18 protein-coding genes are annotated in these 25,309 nt (G+C 53.6%); 11 read left to right on the top strand and 7 right to left on the bottom strand.

Annotated features, from left to right (window positions below):
- Positions 1–6 precede the first annotated feature (6 nt).
- Together aceF and lpdA are read left to right on the top strand one after the other, a co-directional pair.
- Positions 7–1,878 (top strand): pyruvate dehydrogenase complex dihydrolipoyllysine-residue acetyltransferase, encoded by a 1,872-nt coding sequence (gene aceF, locus NMC31_RS06345; protein ID WP_253897336.1) that lies wholly within the window; start codon positions 7–9, stop codon positions 1,876–1,878.
- A 202-nt stretch (positions 1,879–2,080) separates the two neighbouring features.
- Positions 2,081–3,505: a dihydrolipoyl dehydrogenase gene (lpdA, locus tag NMC31_RS06340; protein ID WP_149463131.1), complete on the top strand. Its 1,425-nt coding sequence runs from the start codon at positions 2,081–2,083 to the stop codon at positions 3,503–3,505.
- Positions 3,506–3,629: 124 nt separating this feature from the next.
- Here lpdA and NMC31_RS06335 read toward each other — a convergent pair whose 3' ends face one another.
- Entirely contained in the window at positions 3,630–4,421 is a 792-nt protein-coding gene (locus NMC31_RS06335; protein WP_253897335.1) for a DUF2950 family protein, read from the bottom strand.
- Positions 4,422–4,432: 11 nt separating this feature from the next.
- The gene (locus tag NMC31_RS06330; RefSeq protein WP_253897334.1) at positions 4,433–6,076 is read right to left on the bottom strand and encodes a DUF3300 domain-containing protein; all 1,644 of its coding nucleotides are present in this window, start codon (positions 6,074–6,076) and stop codon (positions 4,433–4,435) included.
- A 386-nt stretch (positions 6,077–6,462) separates the two neighbouring features.
- Between NMC31_RS06330 and acnB the strand changes: the two genes are divergently transcribed.
- The 5 genes from acnB (at position 6,463) to NMC31_RS06305 (ending at position 15,473) form a co-directional block, all read left to right on the top strand.
- Positions 6,463–9,060 carry a bifunctional aconitate hydratase 2/2-methylisocitrate dehydratase gene (gene acnB, locus NMC31_RS06325; protein ID WP_253897333.1) on the top strand — a complete coding sequence of 866 codons (2,598 nt, stop codon included), beginning with the start codon at positions 6,463–6,465 and terminating at the stop codon, positions 9,058–9,060.
- 289 nt (positions 9,061–9,349) lie between these two features.
- Complete coding sequence (gene yacL, locus NMC31_RS06320) at positions 9,350–9,712, top strand: protein YacL (protein WP_015965890.1); 363 nt, start codon at positions 9,350–9,352, stop codon at positions 9,710–9,712.
- A 124-nt stretch (positions 9,713–9,836) separates the two neighbouring features.
- Complete coding sequence (locus tag NMC31_RS06315) at positions 9,837–10,910, top strand: LacI family DNA-binding transcriptional regulator (RefSeq protein WP_149463135.1); 1,074 nt, start codon at positions 9,837–9,839, stop codon at positions 10,908–10,910.
- Positions 10,911–11,054: 144 nt separating this feature from the next.
- Entirely contained in the window at positions 11,055–14,132 is a 3,078-nt protein-coding gene (locus NMC31_RS06310; RefSeq protein WP_253897332.1) for a beta-galactosidase, read from the top strand.
- Between the two features lie 84 nt (positions 14,133–14,216).
- Positions 14,217–15,473 carry an MFS transporter gene (locus tag NMC31_RS06305; RefSeq protein ID WP_253897331.1) on the top strand — a complete coding sequence of 419 codons (1,257 nt, stop codon included), beginning with the start codon at positions 14,217–14,219 and terminating at the stop codon, positions 15,471–15,473.
- Between the two features lie 149 nt (positions 15,474–15,622).
- Here the strand turns inward: NMC31_RS06305 and speD are convergent, their stop codons facing one another.
- From speD to NMC31_RS06290, 3 genes are all read right to left on the bottom strand, one after another.
- A complete protein-coding gene (gene speD / locus NMC31_RS06300) occupies positions 15,623–16,417 on the bottom strand; it encodes an adenosylmethionine decarboxylase (RefSeq protein WP_149463137.1) in 795 nt (264 codons plus the stop codon).
- Positions 16,418–16,437: 20 nt separating this feature from the next.
- Positions 16,438–17,298, bottom strand: coding sequence for a polyamine aminopropyltransferase (gene speE, locus NMC31_RS06295; protein WP_149463138.1), 861 nt, complete (start codon positions 17,296–17,298; stop codon positions 16,438–16,440).
- Between the two features lie 104 nt (positions 17,299–17,402).
- Positions 17,403–17,750 (bottom strand): YacC family pilotin-like protein, encoded by a 348-nt coding sequence (locus NMC31_RS06290; RefSeq protein ID WP_015965884.1) that lies wholly within the window; start codon positions 17,748–17,750, stop codon positions 17,403–17,405.
- A gap of 146 nt (positions 17,751–17,896) precedes the next feature.
- On the opposite strand from NMC31_RS06290, the gene cueO reads away from it, so the two are divergent.
- The gene (gene cueO / locus NMC31_RS06285) at positions 17,897–19,456 is read left to right on the top strand and encodes a multicopper oxidase CueO (protein ID WP_253897443.1); all 1,560 of its coding nucleotides are present in this window, start codon (positions 17,897–17,899) and stop codon (positions 19,454–19,456) included.
- 103 nt (positions 19,457–19,559) lie between these two features.
- On the opposite strand, the gene NMC31_RS06280 is transcribed toward cueO, so the two are convergent.
- Positions 19,560–21,950: a glucose/quinate/shikimate family membrane-bound PQQ-dependent dehydrogenase gene (locus NMC31_RS06280; RefSeq protein WP_253897330.1), complete on the bottom strand. Its 2,391-nt coding sequence runs from the start codon at positions 21,948–21,950 to the stop codon at positions 19,560–19,562.
- 205 nt (positions 21,951–22,155) lie between these two features.
- Between NMC31_RS06280 and hpt the strand changes: the two genes are divergently transcribed.
- Entirely contained in the window at positions 22,156–22,692 is a 537-nt protein-coding gene (hpt, locus tag NMC31_RS06275) for a hypoxanthine phosphoribosyltransferase (RefSeq protein ID WP_015965881.1), read from the top strand.
- Between the two features lie 91 nt (positions 22,693–22,783).
- Here hpt and can read toward each other — a convergent pair whose 3' ends face one another.
- Positions 22,784–23,446: a carbonate dehydratase gene (can, locus tag NMC31_RS06270; protein WP_149463140.1), complete on the bottom strand. Its 663-nt coding sequence runs from the start codon at positions 23,444–23,446 to the stop codon at positions 22,784–22,786.
- A gap of 105 nt (positions 23,447–23,551) precedes the next feature.
- Here can and NMC31_RS06265 point away from each other — a divergent pair, with 105 nt between their 5' ends.
- A complete protein-coding gene (locus NMC31_RS06265; RefSeq protein WP_253897329.1) occupies positions 23,552–24,478 on the top strand; it encodes an ABC transporter ATP-binding protein in 927 nt (308 codons plus the stop codon).
- Positions 24,475–25,245 (top strand): ABC transporter permease, encoded by a 771-nt coding sequence (locus NMC31_RS06260; RefSeq protein WP_149463142.1) that lies wholly within the window; start codon positions 24,475–24,477, stop codon positions 25,243–25,245. Before NMC31_RS06265 ends, NMC31_RS06260 begins: the two co-directional genes overlap by 4 nt.
- The last annotated feature ends 64 nt before the right edge of the window (positions 25,246–25,309 follow it).

Raw genomic sequence — 25,309 nt, 5'->3', positions numbered from 1 at the left:
AGAATAATGGCTATCGAAATCAATGTACCGGATATCGGGTCTGATGAAGTTGAAATCACCGAGATCCTGGTCAAAGTTGGCGACAAAGTTGAAGCTGAACAGTCGCTGATCACCGTAGAAGGCGACAAAGCCTCTATGGAAGTTCCGTCTCCGCAGGCTGGCGTCGTAAAAGAGATTAAAGTCTCTGTCGGCGACAAAACCGAGACCGGCAAACTGATCATGATTTTCGATTCCGCCGACGGTGCAGCTGATGCTGCACCTGCCAAGGCAGAAGAGAAGAAAGAAGCGGCTCCGGCAGCAGCACCTGCTGCGGCAGCGGCGAAAGACGTTCACGTACCGGACATCGGCGGCGACGAAGTTGAAGTCACTGAGATCATGGTGAAAGTGGGCGACACCATCGCGGCTGAACAGTCTCTGATCACCGTAGAAGGCGACAAAGCCTCTATGGAAGTTCCGGCTCCGTTTGCGGGCGTGGTTAAAGAGATCAAAATCAACACCGGCGACAAAGTGTCTACCGGTTCTCTGATCATGGTCTTCGAAGTGGCGGGTGCTGCACCTGCTGCGGCTCCGGCAAAAGCGGAAGCTGCTCCGGCGGCGGCTGCTCCGGCAGCATCCGGCGCGAAAGACGTTAACGTTCCAGATATCGGCGGCGACGAAGTTGAAGTTACCGAAGTGATGGTGAAGGTTGGCGATAAAATCGAAGCCGAACAGTCTCTGATCACCGTAGAAGGCGACAAAGCCTCTATGGAAGTGCCGGCTCCGTTCGCGGGTACGGTAAAAGAGATCAAAATCAGCACCGGCGATAAAGTGAAAACCGGCTCCCTGATTATGGTCTTCGAAGTGGAAGGCGCTGCGGCTGCTGCACCGGCTCAGGCTGCTGCCGCTCCGGCACCTGCGGCAGCTCCGGCTCCGGCCGCGAAAGCCGAAGGCAAGTCTGACTTCGCAGAAAATGACGCTTACGTCCACGCAACGCCGGTGATTCGTCGCCTGGCGCGCGAATTCGGCGTGAACCTGGCGAAAGTGAAAGGGACGGGTCGTAAAGGCCGTATCCTGCGCGAAGACGTTCAGGCTTACGTGAAAGACGCGGTGAAACGCGCTGAGTCTGCACCGGCTGCTGCCACTGGCGGCGGTATCCCGGGCATGCTGCCATGGCCGAAAGTGGACTTCAGCAAGTTTGGTGAAATCGAAGAAGTGGAACTGGGCCGCATCCAGAAAATCTCGGGTGCTAACCTGAGCCGTAACTGGGTGATGATTCCGCACGTTACGCACTTCGACAAAACCGATATCACCGATCTGGAAGCGTTCCGTAAGCAGCAGAATGCCGAAGCTGAGAAGCGCAAACTGGATGTGAAATTCACCCCGGTTGTGTTCATCATGAAAGCGGTTGCCGCGGCTCTGGAACAGATGCCTCGCTTCAACAGCTCTCTGTCCGAAGATGGCCAGAAACTGACGCTTAAGAAATACATCAACATTGGTGTGGCGGTAGATACCCCGAACGGCCTGGTGGTTCCGGTCTTTAAAGACGTGAACAAGAAGAGCATCACCGAGCTGTCTCGCGAACTGACCACCATCTCCAAAAAAGCGCGTGATGGTAAGCTGACGGCTGGCGAAATGCAGGGCGGTTGCTTCACTATCTCCAGCATCGGCGGCCTGGGTACGACCCACTTCGCACCGATTGTTAACGCGCCGGAAGTGGCTATCCTCGGTGTCTCCAAATCGGCGATGGAGCCGGTATGGAACGGGAAAGAGTTTGTACCGCGTCTGATGATGCCTATCTCTCTCTCCTTCGACCACCGCGTGATCGACGGTGCTGATGGTGCACGCTTTATCACCATCATCAACAACACACTGTCTGACATTCGTCGCCTGGTGATGTAATCGAAAAAGCCGGCCTGACGGCCGGCTTTTTTCTGATAATCTCTTCGTAGTTTTGGGGTTATTAGCAACAAAGGACAAAATCGTTTGCCGTTTGTTGTTTCAAAATTGTTAACAATTTTGTAATATAAACGCGGATAGAACGTCCCGGTGGATATGGGCGACAAGAGTACCCAGGACCGCCGGAAATAATTAAGAGGTCATGATGAGTACTGAAATTAAAACTCAGGTCGTGGTACTTGGGGCGGGCCCGGCAGGCTACTCTGCTGCTTTCCGTTGCGCGGATTTAGGTCTGGAGACCGTCATCGTAGAACGTTACAGCACCCTTGGTGGTGTTTGTCTGAACGTCGGCTGTATCCCTTCTAAAGCACTGCTGCACGTAGCAAAAGTTATCGAAGAAGCCAAAGCACTGGCTGACCACGGTATCGTCTTCGGCGAGCCGAAAACCGATATCGACAAGATTCGTACCTGGAAAGAAAAAGTTATCACCCAACTGACCGGCGGTCTGGCCGGTATGGCCAAAGGCCGTAAAGTGAAAGTGGTTAACGGTCTGGGTAAATTTACCGGGGCTAACACCCTGGAAGTTGAAGGCGAAAACGGCAAAACCGTGATTAACTTCGACAATGCGATCATCGCGGCGGGTTCCCGTCCGATCGAACTGCCGTTTATTCCTCATGAAGATCCGCGCGTGTGGGATTCCACCGATGCGCTGGAACTGAAAGAAGTACCGAAACGTCTGCTGGTTATGGGCGGCGGTATCATCGGTCTGGAAATGGGTACCGTATACCATGCGCTGGGTTCACAGATTGACGTGGTTGAAATGTTCGACCAGGTTATCCCGGCTGCCGACAAAGACGTGGTGAAAGTCTTCACCAAACGCATCAGCAAGAAATTCAATCTGATGCTGGAAACCAAAGTGACTGCCGTTGAAGCGAAAGAAGACGGTATTTACGTTTCCATGGAAGGCAAAAAAGCGCCTTCTGAAGCACAGCGTTACGATGCCGTGCTGGTGGCTATCGGCCGTGTACCGAACGGTAAAAACCTCGACGCAGGCAAAGCAGGCGTGGAAGTGGACGACCGTGGCTTCATCCGCGTTGACAAACAGCTGCGCACTAACGTGCCGCACATCTTTGCTATCGGCGATATCGTCGGTCAGCCGATGCTGGCACACAAAGGTGTTCACGAAGGTCACGTTGCCGCTGAAGTTATCGCCGGCAAGAAACACTACTTCGACCCGAAAGTTATCCCATCCATTGCCTACACTGAACCAGAAGTGGCATGGGTTGGCCTGACTGAGAAAGAAGCGAAAGAGAAAGGCATCAGCTACGAAACCGCCACCTTCCCGTGGGCTGCTTCTGGCCGTGCGATCGCTTCTGACTGCGCAGACGGTATGACCAAACTGATTTTCGACAAAGAATCTCACCGTGTTATCGGTGGTGCGATTGTCGGTACCAACGGCGGCGAGCTGCTGGGCGAAATCGGTCTGGCAATCGAAATGGGTTGTGACGCGGAAGACATCGCGCTGACCATCCATGCTCACCCGACGCTGCACGAATCTGTTGGCCTGGCCGCAGAAGTGTATGAAGGTAGCATCACCGACCTGCCAAACCCGAAAGCGAAGAAGAAGTAAGTTTCTGCGCGACGATGCCTGATGGCGCTTCGCTTATCAGGCCTACAGTCAGGTAGGCCGGATAAGGCATCAGCCGCCATCCGGCAAATAAAAAGCGGCTAACCAGCCGCTTTTTTTACGCCTGTTACTCCTCCGGTTGCCACGGCGCTACCGCATCGAAGCGGGTTATTGCCGCGACTTTCTCCGCCGTTTCCTCTCCGAAGTCTGCCTGATAGACCCGATCATCCTGGCTGACCATAAAGCTCATCACGCCTGTTTCACCATACTCCACAGGCCAGGCTATCAGGGCAAAGCCGTCGGATTGGTTACTGGCGATAATGCGAAAACGGTAGCCGTGATAACCTTCACCCGGCGTCACCGGGCTGAACGCTGGCCCCAACGGGCTTGGCGCTTCGCCGGGCTGTATAGGCCAGTAAAGCCCATCCTGTTGGCCTTCGCTGCTGATAAGCTTGCTGGCGTAACGCTGTTTTCTCAGGTGGTAATCTTCCTGCGCATCAACGTAGGCGTGCATCGCCCCAATAGCCGAAAGTTCGTTGCGCCCGATGGTGCGGGTAATGATCTCATCCTGCGCCGCCTGCATATCAAAATGCCAGCCCGCCTCGGTTTTGACGATAGGCAAAGGGAGTTGCCAGCTATCTGAACCGACATTGATATGGGCAGTATCGCCTTGTTGATCGATACGGTGGCTGATTTTCCAGTCTCGTTCAAAGCGGGCGACCGCTTCCGGGTCAGCGCCTTCTGGGGGAAGAAATCGCCGCCAGTCATCGCCCAGCAGGGCGTTAAGCTGCGGTTCATTGCGGGTGGTCACCGCGTCGGCAAAAGCCGTTGCGGCGTCGAGTGGGTTAGCAAACTGCTGCTGGGCAAAACTCACCAGGGGAAGCGAGAACAGCAGCGTGCTGAGAAGGATCTTTTTCATGGTGTGCGCTCTCATCGACGGTGAAACTCGCGGTGCTCAGAGGCCCGTTCGCGGACGGCTTCGCGGTTATTGTTACGCAAAACGTTGCGGCTCTTCTGCCCGCGTTGCGCCTGCTGCTGCCAGGAGGGCCCACGGCTTTCGTTGCCGCTAAAGACATTTGCGTTTGATGAATTGACTCGCTGGCGAACATTTTCCTGCCGCTGTTGGCGCTGTTCCGGCGTGATGGTGCTGCGATGTTGCTGCACCGCTTCCTGACGCTGCTGGCGCTGTTCCGGCGAGCGCTGCTGAACCTTCTCTTTGCGCCGCTCCGGCGTGCTGTTATTCAGCCGCTGCTGCATCTGCGATTTTGATGCTTCACGCTGGGCGGATGTGCGAGGTGTGTCGTAACCACGGTAATTATCACGTTGGGCTATTTGCTGTAGCTGTTTTGAGGCGGCCTGACGCTGCGCATCTTTTGGCGCGGCGGCAATTGGCTGTGACGGCGTTTTAATGCCGCCCTGCGACAGTTTGTCCATTGCCGCCTGGCGTTGGCTGTCGCGGGTGACTGGCGTCTGGGTTGCGCTCAGGCCACCCGCTACGTTGGTCTGGTGGAACTGATTTGCAATGGTGTTATTGGGATACGGCACGTGATTGCGGTATGCCGGGTTGTGCTGCCAGCGTGCGTTTTCGCCGCGCAGGTTCTGTCCGGTGATATGGTTAAAGTTATCGACATTAATATTGATGTTGTTATCGCCGTTGTGGCTGTAGCCCCCGCCGCCGTAGTAATCATCGTCATGGTGATGATGATCGTCATCATCGTCCCAATCGATATTGCTGAACAGTGCGTAGGTGGTGGCGACGCCTAAACTGTAGCCAAAGCCTTTCACCAGGCTGCTGGTAAACTCCTCGCCGGGTGACGGCGGAATATAAACCGGCGGATAGGAGGGTGTCGGCCAGGTGCCGTACACCGTTGAGGGGTTGTAGCTCGGTACGTACACTACCTGCGGGTCGGCGGGTTCGATTTTAATCACCGTCGATGGCGCCGGGGCGGCTTTTACGGTGGTCGTTTGCGTGGTCGACGATGAGGTAGCGGCTGCCGGGGCAACCGCCGTTTTCGGCACGCTGGTGACGGTTTGTTGCGGCGTCGATTTCAGTGAGCCGGTTTGCTGTGCCAGCGCACGCAGTTGCTGCACTGCGTTCATGACATCCTGCGGCTGCGCCAGGAAAGCATTACCCAGATTTTCAACCCACACCGGGTCCTGGCCCATCATATTCATCAGCGACGGAAAGGCGACCAGCGATTTCACGCTGGCATCCCACGGTTGGTCAGACACGCCCTGAATGGCGGCATCACCTTGCAAGGAGGGATGATCCTTCGACCACTGCACCGCCTGAACCACGTTCGCCGGGTAGGTGGAGGCCATCAAAACCTGTGACAACAGTGCATCAGGGTAGAGCGCAATCGGCGCGACCCACTGGTTAATTTGCGCCGGAGTATAGGTGGTTTTCACCTCAGGCGTTACTGCGGGAGCAGGAGCAGGTGTTGCAACGGCGACGGCGGGCGCAGGTGCAGGTTCTTCTGGCGTACGGCTTTTGACGTACAGCGTACCGGCAGCGGCAAGCAATCCCGCGCTGCATATCAGCGCGAGCACATGAGGCTTAAAGGGCAGGTTCATATTCATACTCCCGATTTCCGAGGAAATCGTCAGGTCGAAACGCCTGCATTCGGCAGGTACGATGAAGCGTGAGTATAAAGAGACGATAGTTTAATTTTTGACTAATCTTGGGATAAATTGCACAGATGAATAATCAAGGCAGGGAATTATGTGAGCAAACATTGCAGCTAAAAATTCCCTGTTTAAGGGAAGGGTACTGTTTATAGACCATCCTTAACGATTCAGCCAATATTTTATGTTGCTTTTTTGTAAACAGATTAACACCTCTCTAAAATCCTGCTATTCTGCCCATTGCGGTATCCGGCGTACCCCCTACAAACTGCTGTCTCACAGGAGCGTGAAGAAGAGCCGACCGCATATGACAATGAGAGCGAGGAGATACCGTCGTGCTAAAAGAATACCGTGAGCACGTAGCTGAGCGTGCCGCCGAAGGGATTGTTGCCAAACCCTTAGATGCAACCCAGATGGCCGCACTGGTTGAGCTGCTGAAGAACCCGCCTGCTGGCGAAGAAGAATTCCTGTTAGACCTGTTGATTAATCGTGTACCGCCGGGCGTTGATGAAGCTGCTTACGTCAAAGCCGGATTCCTTGCTGCTGTCGCCAAAGGCGAAGCGACTTCCCCGCTGATCACTCCTGAAAAAGCCATTGAACTGCTGGGCACCATGCAGGGCGGCTACAACATTCATCCGCTGATCGACGCGCTGGACGATGCGAAACTGGCACCGATTGCTGCCAAAGCGCTCTCCCACACCCTGCTGATGTTCGACAACTTCTACGATGTAGAAGAAAAAGCGAAAGCGGGCAACGCTTACGCGAAGCAGGTAATCCAGTCCTGGGCTGACGCTGAATGGTTCCTGAGCCGTCCGCCGCTGGCTGAAAAAATTACCGTTACCGTCTTCAAAGTGACCGGCGAAACCAACACCGATGACCTCTCTCCGGCACCGGATGCGTGGTCGCGCCCGGATATCCCGCTGCACGCGCTGGCGATGCTGAAAAACGCCCGTGAAGGGATCGAACCCGATCAACCGGGCGTCGTTGGCCCGATTAAACAGATCGAAGCGCTGCAACAGAAAGGTTACCCGCTGGCTTACGTGGGTGATGTTGTCGGTACCGGCTCTTCGCGTAAATCGGCGACCAACTCCGTGCTGTGGTTCATGGGCGATGATATCCCGCATGTGCCGAACAAGCGTGGCGGCGGCCTGTGCCTGGGCGGCAAAATTGCGCCTATCTTCTTCAACACCATGGAAGATGCGGGTGCACTGCCAATTGAAGTGGACGTTAACGACCTGAACATGGGCGACGTGATTGACGTTTACCCGTTCAAAGGCGAAGTACGTAACCACGAAACCGGCGACCTGCTGGCAAGCTTTGAACTGAAAACTGACGTGCTGATTGATGAAGTGCGTGCCGGTGGTCGTATCCCGTTGATTATCGGTCGCGGCCTGACCACCAAAGCGCGTGAATCACTTGGTCTGCCGCACAGTGATGTGTTCCGTCAGGCAAAAGACGTGGCGGAAAGCGACCGTGGCTACTCGCTGGCACAGAAAATGGTTGGTCGCGCCTGTGGCGTGAAAGGTATTCGTCCGGGCGCGTACTGCGAACCGAAGATGACCTCTGTCGGTTCTCAGGACACCACCGGCCCAATGACCCGTGATGAACTGAAAGATCTGGCGTGCCTGGGCTTCTCTTCTGACCTGGTGATGCAGTCCTTCTGTCACACCGCGGCGTATCCGAAGCCGGTTGACGTCACCACGCACCACACTCTGCCAGATTTCATCATGAACCGTGGCGGCGTGTCGCTGCGTCCGGGCGATGGCGTAATCCACTCCTGGCTGAACCGTATGCTGCTGCCGGATACTGTGGGTACCGGTGGTGACTCCCACACCCGTTTCCCGATTGGTATCTCCTTCCCGGCGGGCTCCGGTCTGGTGGCGTTTGCTGCCGCAACCGGCGTGATGCCGCTGGATATGCCGGAATCCGTTCTGGTGCGCTTCAAAGGCAAGATGCAACCGGGCATTACCCTGCGCGACCTGGTACACGCGATTCCGCTGTACGCTATCAAACAAGGTCTGCTGACCGTTGAGAAGAAAGGGAAGAAAAACATCTTCTCTGGCCGCATCCTCGAAATCGAAGGTCTGCCGGATCTGAAAGTCGAGCAGGCGTTCGAACTGACCGATGCGTCCGCAGAACGTTCTGCTGCCGGTTGTACCATTAAGCTGAACAAAGAGCCGATTGTAGAGTATCTGAGCTCCAACATCGTTCTGCTGAAGTGGATGATTGCCGAAGGCTATGGCGACCGTCGTACGCTGGAACGTCGTGTGCAGGGCATGGAAAAATGGCTGGCGAACCCTGAGCTGCTGGAAGGTGATGCAGATGCAGAGTATGCAGCGGTGATCGACATCGATCTGGCCGATATCAAAGAGCCGATTCTGTGCGCGCCGAACGATCCGGATGATGCGCGTCTGCTCTCTGACGTTCAGGGCGAGAAGATCGACGAAGTGTTCATCGGTTCCTGCATGACTAACATCGGTCACTTCCGTGCCGCGGGTAAACTGCTGGATGCGCACAAAGGCCAGTTGCCGACGCGCCTGTGGGTGGCGCCGCCAACCCGTATGGATGCCGCGCAACTGACGGAAGAGGGCTACTACAGCGTCTTCGGTAAGAGCGGTGCGCGTATTGAGATCCCGGGTTGTTCACTGTGTATGGGTAACCAGGCGCGTGTGGCAGACGGCGCGACGGTGGTCTCCACCTCGACCCGTAACTTCCCGAACCGTCTGGGTACCGGCGCGAACGTCTTCCTGGCTTCTGCGGAACTGGCCGCCGTTGCGGCGCTGATTGGCAAACTGCCAACGCCGGACGAGTATCAAACCTACGTTGCACAGGTGGATAAAACCGCTGTCGATACTTACCGTTATCTGAACTTCGACCAGCTTTCTCAGTACACCGAGAAAGCGGATGGCGTGATTTTCCAGACTGCGGTTTAAGGTTTTAGCCTGCGGTGAAAAGCCACTTCTTTGGAAGTGGCTTTTTTTTGCCGGATGGCGGCTGCGCCTTATCTGGCCTGCGGGGACTTTTTTGTAGGCCGGATAAGCGTAGCGCCATCCGGCACCGATATGCTCAGAAGTTGACCCATCGCCTCTCTTTTCCTCACAGAGAGGCACTTTATTTCTATTCCTTCAACCCGCTCCGCTTTTATTCTTCCTGTCGACTGCGATAATTACAGCATGGGTACAATGCAGCGCTGACGCATTGCCTTTGTTGAGGAAGACGATTATGGATTACGAATTTCTGCGCGATGTTACCGGAGGGGTAAAGGTGCGTATGTCGATGGGCCACGAAGTGGTCGGTCACTGGTTTAACGAAGAAGTAAAAGAGAATCTGGCGCTGTTGGATGAAGTCGAAGAGGCGGCACGCGCGGTAAAGGGCAGCGAGCGCTCCTGGCAGCGAGCGGGCCACGAATACACGCTGTGGCTGGATGGCGAAGAGGTGATGATCCGCGCAAACCAGCTTGAGTTCACCGGCGATGAAATGGAAGAGGGGATGAACTACTACGATGAAGAGAGTTTATCCCTGTGCGGCGTCGAAGATTTTTTACAGGTGGTCGCGGCGTATCGCGATTTTCTGAAACAGAGGTAAGCATCGGGCGACTTCATCGCAGAAATGACCATTCTTGCCGATGAAGTCGTTGCTTTCTCGCAGAGGAAAACCCTTAACGGTGTGGCATCATAGCATCAGGACAAATGACTTCAGGGTATTGAATGTGAAAGCGGTAACGCTCTACGACGTGGCAACTCATGCTGGCGTTTCCTATCAAACGGTCTCCAGAGTGGTGAATCAGGCCGAACATGTTTCCGCAAAAACGCGGGCGAAAGTTGAAGCCGCCATGAAGGAGCTGAACTACATTCCTAACCATGCCGCACAGCAACTTGCGGGTAAACAGTCCCCGCTGATTGGGGTCGCAACGATTAATCTGGCGCTGCATGCGCCGTCGCAGATTGTTGCGGCGATAAAATCACGCGCCGATCAGTCTGGCGCGAGTGTGGTGATCGCGATGGTGGAGTCTGGCGGTGCGGAGGCCTGTGAAAAGGCCGTGCATAACCTGCTGGCCCGGCGCGTAACCGGCATTATCATCAATGTTCCACTTGAGAACGACGATGCGCTGAAAGTCGCCCGTGCGGCCGGAAATGTGCCGGTGCTTTTTCTGGACGTCTCAGAACACACGCCAGTTAACAGTGTTGTATTTTCACATGATGAGGGTGCGCGTCTGGGTGTGGAGCATCTAGTGGAGCATGGTCATCAACGTATTGCCTTATTCTCTGGCCCCACCTCGACCTCTGTTTCCGCGCGTCTGCGGCTGGCAAGCTGGCATGCGCATCTTGAACGTCATCATTTACAACCTGTTACCGTACTTGAGGGTGACTGGAGCGCATTATCGGGTTTTCAACAGACGCAGCAGATGCTGTTCAATGGCGTGATTCCTACGGCAATGTTAGTTGCCAACGATCAAATGGCGCTGGGCGTCATGCGAGCCATCACGGAACATGGTCTGCGCGTGGGCTCGGATATCTCGGTCATTGGTTATGATGATACTGAGGACAGTTCTTGCTACATTCCGCCCTTAACAACTATTCGCCAGGATTTTCCTGTGCTCGGGCGTGGAAGTGTCGATCGGCTTTTAAATATGTCCACCGATCAAAGCGTGTCAGGCAACCAGCTGTTGCCGGTTTCCCTCATCCAGCGCAAAACCGTACGCAGGCCCAACACTGAGGCCATTTCGGGGGAAATGCTGGCTGAGTCGTTAATGCGGTTGGCAAGGCAGGTTTCGCGTTTATAGCTCATCGCATTTCCTCCTCCGCTGGCCCAAATTTTATTTGAGCCAGCTCACTAATTTCTACGTGCCTCCTTACGTAATGGATAAATTCGCGATATATGTACAAAAAATTGTGAGCGAATAACATTAAACGTAAAGGATAACCCGATGACTTCAGAACAGGATTCACTGGCGGCCGTGCTGGCACGGCGGGACTGGGAGGCCCCAGGTGTGACACAGCGTAATAGAATGGCTGCGCACCCGCCTTTCAGCAGTTGGCGTTGTGTCGAGGATGCGCAAAAAAACGAAAACTCGGATCGTCTGGTAAGCCTTAATGGCGACTGGCAATTCCGCTGGTTCCCTTCACCTGAGTCGGTACCGGAAAGCTGGTTGCACGCAGAATTGCCCGATGCCGATACTGTTCCGGTGCCGTCAAACTGGCAAATGCTGGGCTATGACGCGCCTATCTACACTAATGTCACTTATCCGATCCCGGTCAACCCGCCTTATGTTCCTGCTGAAAATGCCACGGGATGTTACTCGCTCACATTTAGTGTGGATGATAAATGGTTATCCGAGGGGCAGACGCGTGTTATTTTTGACGGTGTGAATTCTGCTTTTCATTTGTGGTGCAATGGGCGCTGGGTCGGTTATGGCCAGGACAGCCGGTTACCGTCTGATTTTGACCTAACAGCCTATTTGCATGCGGGTGAAAATCGGCTGGCAGTTCTCGTGCTGCGCTGGAGCGACGGCACCTATCTTGAAGATCAGGATATGTGGCGAATGAGTGGCATTTTCCGCGACGTCTCGTTATTACACAAACCGTCGGTACAAATTGCGGATTTCCGCCTCAATACCCATCTTAATAGCGAATATAATCACGCTCGCCTCGATGCGGAGGTTCGCATTGGCGGTAACGTCCAGCATGATGTGCAGATTGAACTGCATTTATGGAAAGGGCAATCGCTTATCGGGCGGGTCAGCGCACGGCCTGGCAGCGCCCCCGTTGATGAGCGCGGCAGCTATGCTGAACGTGCCACGCTGTGTTTGCCGGTCGAACATCCTGCTTTATGGAGCGCGGAAACGCCTGAACTGTATCGGGCCGTGATTCAGCTACGCACTGTCGATGGCGAACTCATCGAAGCGGAAGCCTGCGATGTAGGTTTTCGCGACATTCGTATTGAAAAGGGGTTGTTGCAGCTTAATGGCAAGCCGCTGCTGATTCGCGGTACCAACCGCCATGAACATCATCCACTGAACGGGCAGGTGATGGATCGGGAAACGATGATCCAGGATATTTTGTTGATGAAGCAAAATAACTTTAACGCTGTGCGCTGTTCACACTATCCCAATCATCCATTGTGGTACACCTTGTGTGACCAGTATGGTTTGTATGTGGTGGATGAAGCTAACATCGAAACCCACGGTATGGTGCCGATGAATCGATTAACGGATGACCCGGACTGGTTGCCCGCGATGAGCCAACGTGTAACACGTATGGTTCAGCGCGATCGTAACCATCCCTGCATTATCATCTGGTCATTGGGTAATGAGTCCGGACATGGGGTGAATCATGATGCACTCTACCGTTGGCTGAAGTCGGAAGATCCCACCCGACCGGTTCAGTATGAAGGGGGCGGCGCGGATACGGCGGCGACGGATATTATTTGCCCGATGTACAGCCGTGTCGATCAGGACCAGGCCTTCGAGGTTGCGCCAAAGTGGTCTATCAAAAAATGGCTTTCTTTGCCCGGTGAGCAGCGTCCACTTATCCTCTGTGAGTATGCGCACGCGATGGGCAATAGCTTTGGCGGCTTTGCTAAATACTGGCAGGCCTTTCGCCAGTATCCGCGCCTGCAGGGAGGATTTGTTTGGGATTGGGTGGATCAGTCATTAATTAAATATGACGAAGACGGCAAGCCGTGGTCCGCCTATGGCGGCGATTTTGGCGATACGCCGAACGATCGTCAGTTCTGTATGAATGGGTTGGTTTTTGCCGATCGCACGCCTCACCCGGCCCTTTATGAAGCAAAACAGGCGCAACAGTTCTTCCAGTTCCACCTGGTGCCCGGTGATAAGCGCAGCATCGAAGTGTCGAGTGAATATCTGTTTCGCCACAGCGATAATGAAATTCTCCACTGGACGTTGATGCGCGAGGGCAATGAACTTGCTCAGGGAGAGGCCGTGCTGGATATCGCACCGCAGGGGCGTCAGGTCATTACGCTGCCAGAAGTAGCGATACCCCAGGCACCCGGGCAGTTATGGCTGACGGTGCGTGTGGAACAACCGCGGGCCACGGCATGGTCTGAGCCGGGGCATATCAGTGCGTGGCAGCAGTGGGCGCTGGAAGAGACACTGTCGGCAAACCGTCCTCCGCTCGCCGATGAAGTGCCTGTGCTTACGGCCAGTCAGAGTGAATTTGTGGTGGCCGTAGCGGGTAAGCGGTGGCAATTCTGCCGCCAGCAGGGCTGGCTGACGCAGTTATGGCAGGGAGATGAAGCACAGCTTCTCTCTCCGCTTACCGATCAGTTTACGCGCGCGCCGCTCGATAATGATATCGGGGTCAGTGAAGCGACCCGGATTGATCCCAATGCATGGGTGGAGCGCTGGAAAAAGGCCGGCCATTACTGTGCACAGCCGGTGCTGTTAACCTGTCAGGCAGACACTCTTTCAGATGCCGTCCAGATAACCACGGCTCACGCCTGGCAATATCAGGGGGCCACACTGTTTACCAGCCGCAAAACGTACCGGATTGATGGCCACGGTAAAATGCAGATGGATATCTTAGTCGACATTGCCAGTGGGACACCGTATCCCGCACGCATTGGCCTGACATGCCAGCTTTCGCAGGTTGCCGAAACCGTGAAATGGCTTGGACTGGGGCCGCATGAAAACTATCCGGATCGCTTAAGCAGTGCCTGTTTCGATAGCTGGGAACTTCCACTTGATGCAATGCATACACCGTATGTATTCCCTGGTGAAAACGGCCTGCGCTGTGGAACCCGCCGTTTGTGTTATGGCACACATCAGTGGTGTGGCGACTTCCAGTTTAATATTGGTCGCTATAGTCAGCAGCAATTGATGGAAACAACTCATCGCCATTTGTTGCAGGCGGAACCCGGAACCTGGCTTAATCTTGATGGCTACCATATGGGGGTTGGGGGTGATGACTCCTGGAGTCCTTCCGTATCGCCAGAATTTCAGCTAAGCGCGCGTCATTATTATTATCAGATTAGTTGGGAATAATAATATACAGATTCATTCAGGTTTAAGAATGAAATAAATGTGAGGCAGGTGTGAACCTGCCCACCGTCACGCAAGGAAATCTATATGTATTACCTGAAGAATACAAATTTCTGGATGTTTGGCTTTTTCTTCTTTTTCTACTTTTTTATTATGGGTGCGTACTTCCCCTTTTTCCCAATCTGGTTACATGATATCAATCACATCAGTAAAGGAGACACGGGAGTCATCTTTGCCTGTATCTCATTCTTCTCGCTTTTATTTCAACCGATATTTGGTCTGATGTCGGATAAACTTGGCTTACGAAAGCATCTGTTGTGGGTTATAACCGGGATGCTAATCATGTTTGCTCCCTTCTTTATTTATGTTTTTGGACCGTTATTACAGTTTAACATTCTGCTTGGTTCTATCGTGGGCGGCATCTATCTTGGTTTTATTTATGATGCGGGAGCACCTGCGATCGAAGCCTATATTGAAAAAGTGAGCAGACGCAGCCATTTCGAGTTTGGTCGGGCAAGGATGTTTGGCTGTGTGGGGTGGGCGCTTTGTGCGTCGATTGTTGGTGTCATGTTTACAATCAATAATGAGTTTGTTTTCTGGCTAGGGTCAGGGTGTGCAATTGTACTCGCGGTATTACTCTATTTCTCTCGTACGGATGCTTCGGCTTCAGCAACGGTCGCCGAGGCCGTAGGCGCAAACGCCTCAGCCTTTAGTCTAAAACTGGCATTCGAGTTATTTAAACAGCCAAAGCTGTGGTTTCTATCGCTGTATGTGGTCGGTGTATCTTGCACCTATGATGTGTTCGATCAGCAGTTCGCTAATTTCTTCACTTCATTTTTCGCAACCGGGGAGGAGGGCACACGCGTCTTCGGCTATGTCACAACAATGGGAGAGTTGCTCAACGCCTGTATTATGTTCTTCGCTCCGCTAATCGTAAACCGAATTGGGGGAAAGAATGCTTTGCTGGTGGCGGGAATGATCATGTCAGTTCGTATTATTGGTTCCTCTTTCGCGACCACTGCGGTAGAAGTTGTTATTCTTAAAACACTGCATATGTTTGAAATTCCTTTCCTGATTGTTGGGTGCTTTAAATATATAACCAGCCAGTTTGAAGTGCGTTTCTCTGCCACTATTTACCTGGTTTGCTTCTGCTTTTTCAAACAGTTAGCGATGATGTTTATGTCGGTACTGGCAGGAAATATGTACGAAAAAATAGGTTTCCAGGGGGCTTATTTAGTTTTAGGGCTGATTGCGCTGGTCTTTACGCTCATCTCAGTTGTAACGTTAAGCGGTACCGGGCCACAAAGCATGTTGCGATCTTCGCAGACCAAAAGTATTAGTTGATACGCAGGAGGCGGAAATGACATTCTCAATGAGACAGCGATCAAACTACATCGCGCGATAAAGAGTATTACTATCACGACTTAAAAGTTAACGCCTGAAACCGTTTTAATCGTTATAGCAGAATCGGGGCATGTTGCCCCGATCCACCGTTACACTGTCGGGATATTGCGGGCGTAATAAATCTCGCGCATTTCTTTCCATAACGCTGCGGTAATCTCTTTGCGCTCGCTCTCCGTTAAATCTTCCGGTTTGGTGTGGAACATGTAGTGTTTCAGGTCGAACTCTTTGAGCATCATCTTGGTGTGAAAGATGTTCTCCTGATACACATTCACATCCACCATGTCATACAGCGACTTCATGTCATCTGACATAAAGTTCTGAATCGAGTTAATTTCATGATCGATAAAATGCTTCATGCCGTTGATATCACGGGTAAAACCACGCACGCGATAGTCAATGGTGACGATATCGGATTCAAGCTGGTGGATAAGGTAGTTCAGCGCATTGAGCGGCGAAATCACGCCACAGGTCGAGACTTCGATATCTGCGCGGAAAGTACACAGACCGCTTTCGGGATGGCTTTCCGGATAGGTGTGTACGCAAATGTGGCTTTTATCGAGATGCGCCACCACCGCATCCGGCAGCGGGCCGGGATGTTCGGTTTTATCAATCAGTTTTGGGTCGACGGGTTCTTCACTCACCAGAATGGTGACGCTCGCGCCCTGCGGTTCGTAATCCTGACGGGCGATGTTGAGAATATTCGCGCCGATGATGGAACAGGTTTCTGACAGGATTTCGGTCAGACGATTGGCGTTGTAGAGTTCATCAATATAGGCGATGTAGCCATCACGCTCTTCTGCGGTTTTTGCGTAACAAATATCGTAAATGCAAAAACTCAGGCTTTTGGTCAGGTTGTTAAAGCCGTGCAGCTTCAGTTTTTTCAATTTTTCTCACCCCCTTAGCGTCACTGTGCAGACAGTGCGTCGTGTAGATATTGCGGCAGCGCGAACGCCGCGGTGTGAATAGCCGGGTTGTAGTAGCGACACGCAAGCTTCGCGGTGTGGAAGCGCGCCTGGATAATCTCTGTTGAGAGATGACGCAATGCCGGGTTATCGGTCGCCCAGGCGAAGGTCATAATGCCACCATAATAGGTGGGAATTGCCGCCTGATAGAAACTGACATCATCAAAGTAGTGGCTCAGTTTGCGATGGCTATCAAGCGCTTCGTCCTGCTGGAGGAAGCAAACGCCGTTTTGTGCGACGAAGACACCGCCAGGGTTCAGGCAGCGTTTGCAACCTTCGTAGAACGCCGAGGTGAACAGGCTTTCGCCGGGGCCAATGGGGTCGGTACAGTCGGAGATGATGACATCGAAAGTCTGCGACGTTTGGTTGACGAAATTCACGCCATCATCAATCACCAGTGTAAAGCGCGGATCGTCGTAGGCGCCAGCACTATGATTGGGGAGATACTGGCGACAGAACGAAACCACGCCGGCGTCAATTTCCACCATGGTGATGGTTTCAACGTTTTTATGACGGCTGACTTCACGCAGCATCGCGCCATCGCCGCCGCCAATAATGAGCACATGTTTCGCCTGGCCGTGGGCCAGCAGGGGAACGTGGGTCATCATTTCGTGATAAATAAATTCATCGCGCTCAGTGGTTTGCACCACGCCATCCAGCGCCATCACGCGGCCAAACGCGGCATTCTCGAAAATGATCAAATCCTGATGATCGGTTTTCTCATGATAAAGCACGTTATCCACGGCAAAATACTGACCAAACTGGTCATGCAGTGTTTCATGCCATAGTGTGTTATCGGTCATCGCTTGAACCCTCCATTGTTAACACCTTTGAAACAGGCGCAACATCATAGCTAACAATGACCGTGGGCGCACGGTCGTTTTTTCAGCAAGGAGGGAAGGGGACGTTACTTCACGTAGGCGAGCAGGCTCAGGGAGTCGCGAGCCAGCGATTTGCATTTTTTCGCGGTTGGGATGCCAATACCGCTGAGATCGCGATAGCTGTCTTCGCCAAGCGATTTCATGTCGAAGGTATCGTAGTTGCTGAGATCCCACTGATTTTGCTGGGCAAAGAAAACGAGGGCACGACGGATCTGGCCATTCGGTAGATTTTGGTAACCACAGTCGTTTTTCAGGAACACAAATACCGCAGTGAGATCGGCCATGTCTTCTGCTTCAGACTCGCTTAATGCATAGCTGTGGCTGGACGTGGCTAACAGACATCCAAGCAGCATTGTACGGAAAAACGTCTTCATTTCTTCTACCTTACCTCGTCGAGATTCAACGTTAGCACACTTCCAGACGGGACGCAGAGCCTTTTTCGACGCTTCTTACTTGACCTTGCCGCAAGGGTAGGGTTTAAGCTCAATTATTCACCCGCAGCCAGCAAAAGGATGTAATGATGCACCGTCGTGAATTTCTGAAATTGAGCGCCGCCGTCAGCGTGGCGAGCGCCTTACCGCTCTGGAGTCGCGCGGTTTTCGCCGCTGAACGCCCCGCACTTCCCATTCCCGCTTTGCTTGCCGCCGATGCGCGCAGCCAGGTGACACTTACCGTACAGGCCGGGAAAACGCAATTTGGCGCTAAAACTGCCACGACCTGGGGTTATAACGGTAACTTACTGGGCCCGGCACTCCAGTTGATGAAGGGGAAACCCATCACCGTCAATATTCATAACCAACTGGCGGAAGAGACCACCGTTCACTGGCACGGCCTTGAAGTACCCGGCGAGGTAGACGGCGGCCCTCAGGGCATCATTAAACCCGGGGGAAAACGTACGGTCACCTTTACGCCCGATCAGCGAGCGGCAACCTGCTGGTTCCATCCACATCAACATGGCAAAACGGGGCATCAGGTGGCGATGGGGCTGGCGGGGCTGGTCCTCATTGAAGATAACGATATTCGCCGCCTGATGTTGCCAAAGCAGTGGGGCATTGATGATGTGCCGGTCATTATTCAGGATAAAAAATTCAGCGCCGACGGTGAAATTGATTACCAGCTCGACGTGATGACGGCCGCCGTCGGTTGGTTTGGCGATACGCTGCTGACCAATGGTGCCATCTATCCGCAGCACGCTGCACCGCGCGGCTGGCTGCGTTTGCGCTTACTTAACGGTTGTAACGCGCGTTCATTGACCATCGCCGCCAGCGACAATCGCCCGTTGTATGTGGTGGCAAGCGACGGAGGCTTGCTGGCAGAACCTGTCAAAGTGACGGAATTGCCGATGCTGATGGGCGAACGTTTCGAAGTGCTGGTCGAAACCCGCGACGGTAAGCCGTTTGATATTGTCACGCTCCCGGTCAATCAGATGGGCATGACCGTTGCGCCCTTCGACAAAGCGCATCCGGTGCTGCGTGTCCAACCGGTCACTGTCAACGCATCGGGTGAATTGCCGGATGTGCTGTCATCACTGCCTGCTATGCCATCATTAGACGGTTTGACCGAACGCCGGCTCCAGCTTTCTATGGATCCGATGCTCGATATGATAGGCATGCAGGCGCTGATGAAAATGTATGGCGCCGGCGCGATGGGCAACATGCAGCACGGCGAGATGATGGGCCACGGCAATATGGGTCATGGCAATATGGGCCATATGAATCATGGTGGTGGGGGTTTTGACTTCCACAACGCTAACCGTATTAACGGCAAAGCATTCGACATGAACACGCCGATGTTTGCCGCCAGCAAAGGGCAGTATGAGCGCTGGTCAATCTCTGGCAAGGGCGACATGATGTTGCACCCGTTCCATATCCACGGTACTCAGTTCCGGATTTTATCTGAAAATGGCAAGCCGCCTGCGGCCCATCGCGCAGGATGGAAAGACACGGTTCGTGTGGAAGGCGATGTCAGTGAGGTGTTAGTGAAGTTCGACCACGATGCGCCGAAGGAGCACGCCTATATGGCGCACTGTCATCTGCTGGAGCATGAAGATACGGGGATGATGTTAGGGTTTACTGTATAAGAAAAGCCCTCACCCTAACCCTCTCCCACAGGGAGAGGGAACCGATTGTGCCCTGGTTTTCTCCCTCTCCCTATGGGAGAGGGCCGGGGTGAGGGGCGGCAAATTACTTCACATCATCCGGTAACGCATACGCGACAATATAGTCGCCCATCTTCGTACCAAATGAACCATGACCGCCCGCCGAGATGACAACATACTGCTTGCCATTCGCTTCATAGGTCATCGGCGTCGCCTGACCGCCAGCCGGTAAACGGCCCTGCCACAGTTTTTCACCGTTGCTCATGTTGTACGCGCGCAGATAGTTATCGGCGGTTGCCGCGATGAACAGAACGTTACCTGCTGTGGAGATAGGCCCGCCCAACATCGGCATACCCATGTTAAACGGTACCGGAACCGGCATTGGGAACGGCATACTGTCCTGCGGAGTACCGATACGTTTTTTCCATACCACTTCATTGGTTTTCAGATCCAGCGCGGAGATGTAACCCCAGGCGGGCTGTTTGCACGGCAAACCAAACGGCGACAGGAACGGATTGAGCGTAACGCCGAACGGCACGCCATACTGTGGCTGAATACCGGATTCGGTCCCGCTGCCTTTCGCGTCTTTCGGCGGCTCCATTGGGTTGCCAGGGCCACGCGGGATCAGTTTAGAGACAAACGGCAACGCCATCGGGTTGGCAATGGCCACCTGACGGTTCGGGTCGACGGAGATACCGCCCCACTCGAACATCCCCAGGTTACCCGGGAATACCAGCGTGCCTTGCTCGGACGGCGGGGTGAAGATACCTTCATAGCGCATCTGATGGAACATGACGCGGCACACCAGTTGGTCGAACATGGTGGCGCCCCACATATCCGCGCCGGTCAAATCTTTTTTCGGACGGAAGCTCAGGTCAGAGAATGGCTGCGTCTTAGTGACGTAATCGCCTTTTGCCGCGCCCTGCGGAACCGGTTTTTCGGGAGCCGGAACAACCAGTTCGCCGTTACGGCGATCGAGTACAAAGATGTTGCCGGTTTTCGCTGGCGCGTAAATCACCGGCACTTTCTCGCCTTTCACCGTGATATCCGCCAGCGTCGGCTGGGACGGCATATCCATATCCCACAGATCGTGGTGAACGGTCTGGTAGCTCCATACCAGTTTACCGGTGGTCGCATTCAGGGCCACGATGGAACTGGCATAGCGTTCCTGCTCCGGCGTACGGTTGCCGCCCCAGATATCCGGAGTGGTCACGCCCATCGGCAGATAGACCAGGTCCAGCTTCGCGTCATAGGCCGCAGGTGCCCAGGAGTTGGGTGAGTTAAAGGTAAAGGTGTGTTCATCCGACGGAATGGCGTTCGGATCTTTCGCGCCGGGATCAAACGCCCACAGCAGCTTACCGGTGTTCACGTCGAAGCCACGAATAACGCCGGAGGTTTCGCGGGTCGAGAAGTTATCCGTTACCGAACCGGCAATCACGATAGTTTTATCGGTGATAATCGGCGGGGAGGTCGGTTCATACAGGCCCGGCGTGGTATCCGGCATATTGGTTTGCAGGTTGAGGATACCTTTGTTGACAAAGGTTTCGCACAGCTTGCCGGTTTCTGCGTTTACCGCAAAAAGACGACCATCATTCACTGGCAGAATAATACGACGCGGGCAGTCGGCCACCACATCCGGGCTGGCCGTCTCGGCACGCGCTTCATGGTATGAAACGCCGCGGCAGGTGACGTGCTGGAAGCTCGGGTTGGAGTTGAGCTGCGGGTCGAAATGCCATTTTTCTTTCCCGGTTGCCGCATCAAGCGCGAAAAGACGCTGGTGGGCGGTACAGAGATAGAGCATGTTGCCGACTTTGATCGGCGTCACTTCGTTGGTCAGCTCGCCCGGATCGTCTTCGCGCTTCAGGTCACCCGTACGGAAAACCCAGGCTTCTTTTAACTTGTGGACGTTCTCGGCGTTGATCTGCTTGAGCGGGGAGAAACGTTGGCCTTCCTGATTACGTCCGTAGGCAGGCCAGTCTTGATCCGCCACGGTGGAAATCGGTTCGGCAGGCGTTGCCTCGGCGCTTAACGTACCGTTCACTTCCTGCGGGTCGTTGAAGCCTGCCCAGGTCAGGATGCCGCCGCTAATCAACAGCGCGACAACCAGCGCGGCGACTGCGCCGCCGGAGGGGATAATCAGGCGACGCCAGACAAACGGTAGAATCAGCCAGATACCGAAGAAGACCAGAATATCGCTGCGTGGAGTCAACGCCCAGAAGTCAAAGCCAACTTCCCAGACGCCCCAAATCATGGTCGCCAGCAGGAACGCGGCATACAGCCAAAGCGCCGCGCGTTGGCTGCGCCACAGCATCACCGCCACGGCCAGCATCACCAGGCCAGCGATAGGGTAGTACCAGGAGCCACCAATGGCGACTAACCAGCCCCCTCCGATGAGAAGATAGAGCCCACAGATAGCCGCAAAAACGGCCGTGAGCACCACGAGTAGCCGTGGTTGTTGTGAATTTGTTTCTGCCATAGAAAATACTCGCGTCAGTTTGTTAATTATTGCTTTCAATTGATTATAGGATTTAACAAGTGTGACGGGTATCACAAAATTTGCTTTCTTATCCAATTCAGCGGAGAAATCAATTTACTGGTATACTGACGCGCTTGCCGAACGGCGTCCGGGCGAAGGGTCAGGATGTCGACAGATTTACTTATAAAATCATATGGTTAGTTTTATGAAACATACTGTGGAAGTGATGATCCCGGAAGCGGAGATCAAAGCGCGTATCGCTGAATTGGGCCGTCAGATTACTGAGCACTATAAAGACAGTGGCAGTGAAATGGTGTTAGTGGGTTTGCTGCGCGGCTCATTTATGTTCATGGCTGACCTGTGCCGTGAAGTCCACGTGTCGCACGAAGTCGATTTTATGACGGCGTCCAGCTACGGTAGCGGTATGTCCACCACCCGTGACGTGAAGATCCTTAAAGACCTGGATGAAGACATTCGCGGTAAAGATGTTTTAATCGTGGAAGACATCATCGACTCCGGGAACACGCTGTCGAAAGTCCGCGAAATTCTCAGCCTGCGTGGGCCGAAATCACTGGCTATCTGTACGCTGCTGGATAAACCGTCCCGCCGCGAAGTGAACGTGCCGGTTGAGTACGTGGGCTTTGCCATTGAAGACGAATTTGTGGTGGGTTATGGCATCGATTACGCACAGCGTTATCGCCATCTGCCGTATGTCGGGAAAGTGGTCCTGCTGGACGAGTAATCAGCGTGTGGTGTCGGACGGCGCTTCGCTTATCCGACCTGCCTGTTCGAGCCGGGTGAGGCGATGCCGCCGCCCGGCTTTTTAACAGATATTACTTATGGTTGGCGTGTTTCAGCTTGAGGTTGGAAATCCCATGGCGATAGCGCTGCTCCAGGGTTTCGCGGTTGGTTGCCGTCACGTCAAGATCGCGCAGCAGGCCATCGTGAATTCCGTAGGCCCAGCCGTGAACCGTCACTTTCTGCCCACGTTTCCAGGCTGACTGCATAATGGTAGAGTGACCCAGGTTATACACCTGCTCCATCACGTTCAGTTCGCAAAGCGTGTCCAGACGGCGCTCCTGCGGCATTTCACCGAGCAGAGAGCTGTGTTTGAACCAGATATCGCGAATGTGCAGTAACCAGTTGTTGATAAGCCCCAGTTCCGGGTTTTCAACCGCTGCCTGAACACCGCCGCAGCCGTAGTGGCCGCAGATGATGATATGTTCCACTTCGAGCACATCCACTGCATACTGAACAACAGACAAGCAGTTCAGATCGGTGTGGATGACCAGGTTGGCAACATTTCGGTGAACAAATAATTCGCCCGGCTCAAGTCCGGTTAAACGTTCTGCGGGAACGCGGCTGTCGGAACATCCAATCCATAGAAAGCGCGGTTTCTGCGCTTGCGCCAGTTTCTCGAAAAATCCGGGGTCCTCTTCCACCAGCATTTTTGACCATAGTTCATTGTTGCTGATGAGTGTATCTATGTCTTTCATGGAGGTTAACGACCTGTAACCAAGTAAGTGCGTTGCGCTAATATAGGTCAACTCAACTTTTTTTAAAACCATACATTGAACGCAAGAATTCAAAAGAGACATCTAATGACCATTGCACTGGAATTAAAACAGCTTAAAAAAACCTACCCTGGGGGCATCCAGGCACTGCGCGGAATCGACCTGCAAGTGGAAGCCGGCGACTTTTACGCCCTGCTCGGGCCGAACGGCGCGGGTAAATCGACGACCATCGGTATTATCAGCTCACTGGTAAACAAATCGTCTGGCTCCGTCAGTGTATTTGGCTACGATCTGCAAAAAGATGTGGTCAATGCCAAACGCCAGCTTGGTCTGGTGCCGCAGGAGTTTAACTTCAACCCGTTTGAAACCGTGCAGCAGATTGTGGTGCATCAGGCGGGCTACTATGGCGTTGAACATAAAGATGCCATCGAACGCAGCGAAAAGTATTTAAAACAACTCGATCTGTGGGAAAAGCGCAACGAACGTGCACGTATGTTATCCGGCGGGATGAAGCGCAGATTGATGATTGCCCGCGCGCTGATGCATGAGCCCAAACTGCTAATTCTGGATGAACCGACGGCGGGCGTGGATATTGAACTTCGCCGCTCAATGTGGGGCTTTTTGAAGGATTTAAACGACAAAGGCACCACGATCATTCTCACCACACACTACCTCGAAGAGGCGGAAATGCTGTGCCGTAACATCGGCATCATTCAGCATGGTTCGCTGGTTGAAAACACCTCGATGAAAAACCTGCTTTCTAAACTGAAGTCGGAAACCTTCATTCTGGATTTAGCACCAAAGAGCCCGTTGCCGACGCTGGAAGGCTATCAGTATCGACTGGTCGACACCGCAACGTTAGAAGTAGAAGTCCTGCGCGAGCAGGGGATTAACAGCGTCTTTGCTCAGCTTAGCGCGCAGGGCATTCAGGTATTAAGTATGCGTAACAAAGCGAACCGACTGGAAGAGCTGTTTGTCTCGCTGGTCCATGAAAAACAAGGAGAGCAGGCATGATGCAGCTTTATTGGGTGGCGCTGAAAAGTATCTGGACCAAAGAGATCCACCGTTTCATGCGCATCTGGGTGCAAACGCTGGTGCCACCGGTCATCACCATGACCCTCTACTTTATTATTTTCGGTAACCTGATTGGCTCGCGTATCGGTGAAATGCATGGTTTTAGCTATATGCAGTTTATTGTGCCGGGGCTGATTATGATGTCAGTTATCACTAACGCTTATGCCAACGTCGCCTCCTCCTTCTTTAGCGCGAAGTTCCAGCGCAATATTGAAGAGTTGCTGGTTGCACCCGTACCGACACATGTGATTATCGCCGGTTATGTCGGCGGCGGCGTGGCGCGCGGGCTGTGTGTCGGTATTCTGGTGACAGCGATTTCCCTGTTCTTTGTGCCGTTCCAGGTACATTCATGGGTGTTTGTCGCGTTAACGTTGATCCTGACGGCGGTACTGTTCTCATTGGCAGGCCTGTTGAATGCGGTCTTTGCGAAAACCTTTGATGATATCAGCCTGATCCCGACCTTCGTGCTGACGCCGCTGACCTATCTTGGTGGGGTATTCTACTCTCTGACACTGCTGCCGCCGTTCTGGCAGGGATTGTCGCATCTGAACCCGATCGTCTACATGATTAGCGGTTTCCGCTACGGCTTCCTCGGCATCCACGATGTGCCTCTGGTGACGACCTTTGGCGTGCTGGTGATCTTTATCATCGCCTTCTACATGCTGTGCTGGTACTTAATACAGCGTGGGCGCGGCCTGCGTAGCTGATGCGCTATTCCCCCGGCCCTTCCGGGGGAAAAAGTCGATCGCTATCACCGACTTATCTCGCTAT

The organism is Pseudocitrobacter vendiensis, assembly GCF_943590815.1.
Lineage (GTDB): Bacteria > Pseudomonadota > Gammaproteobacteria > Enterobacterales > Enterobacteriaceae > Pseudocitrobacter > Pseudocitrobacter vendiensis.
This window is presented reverse-complemented; position numbering and strand designations above follow the sequence as displayed.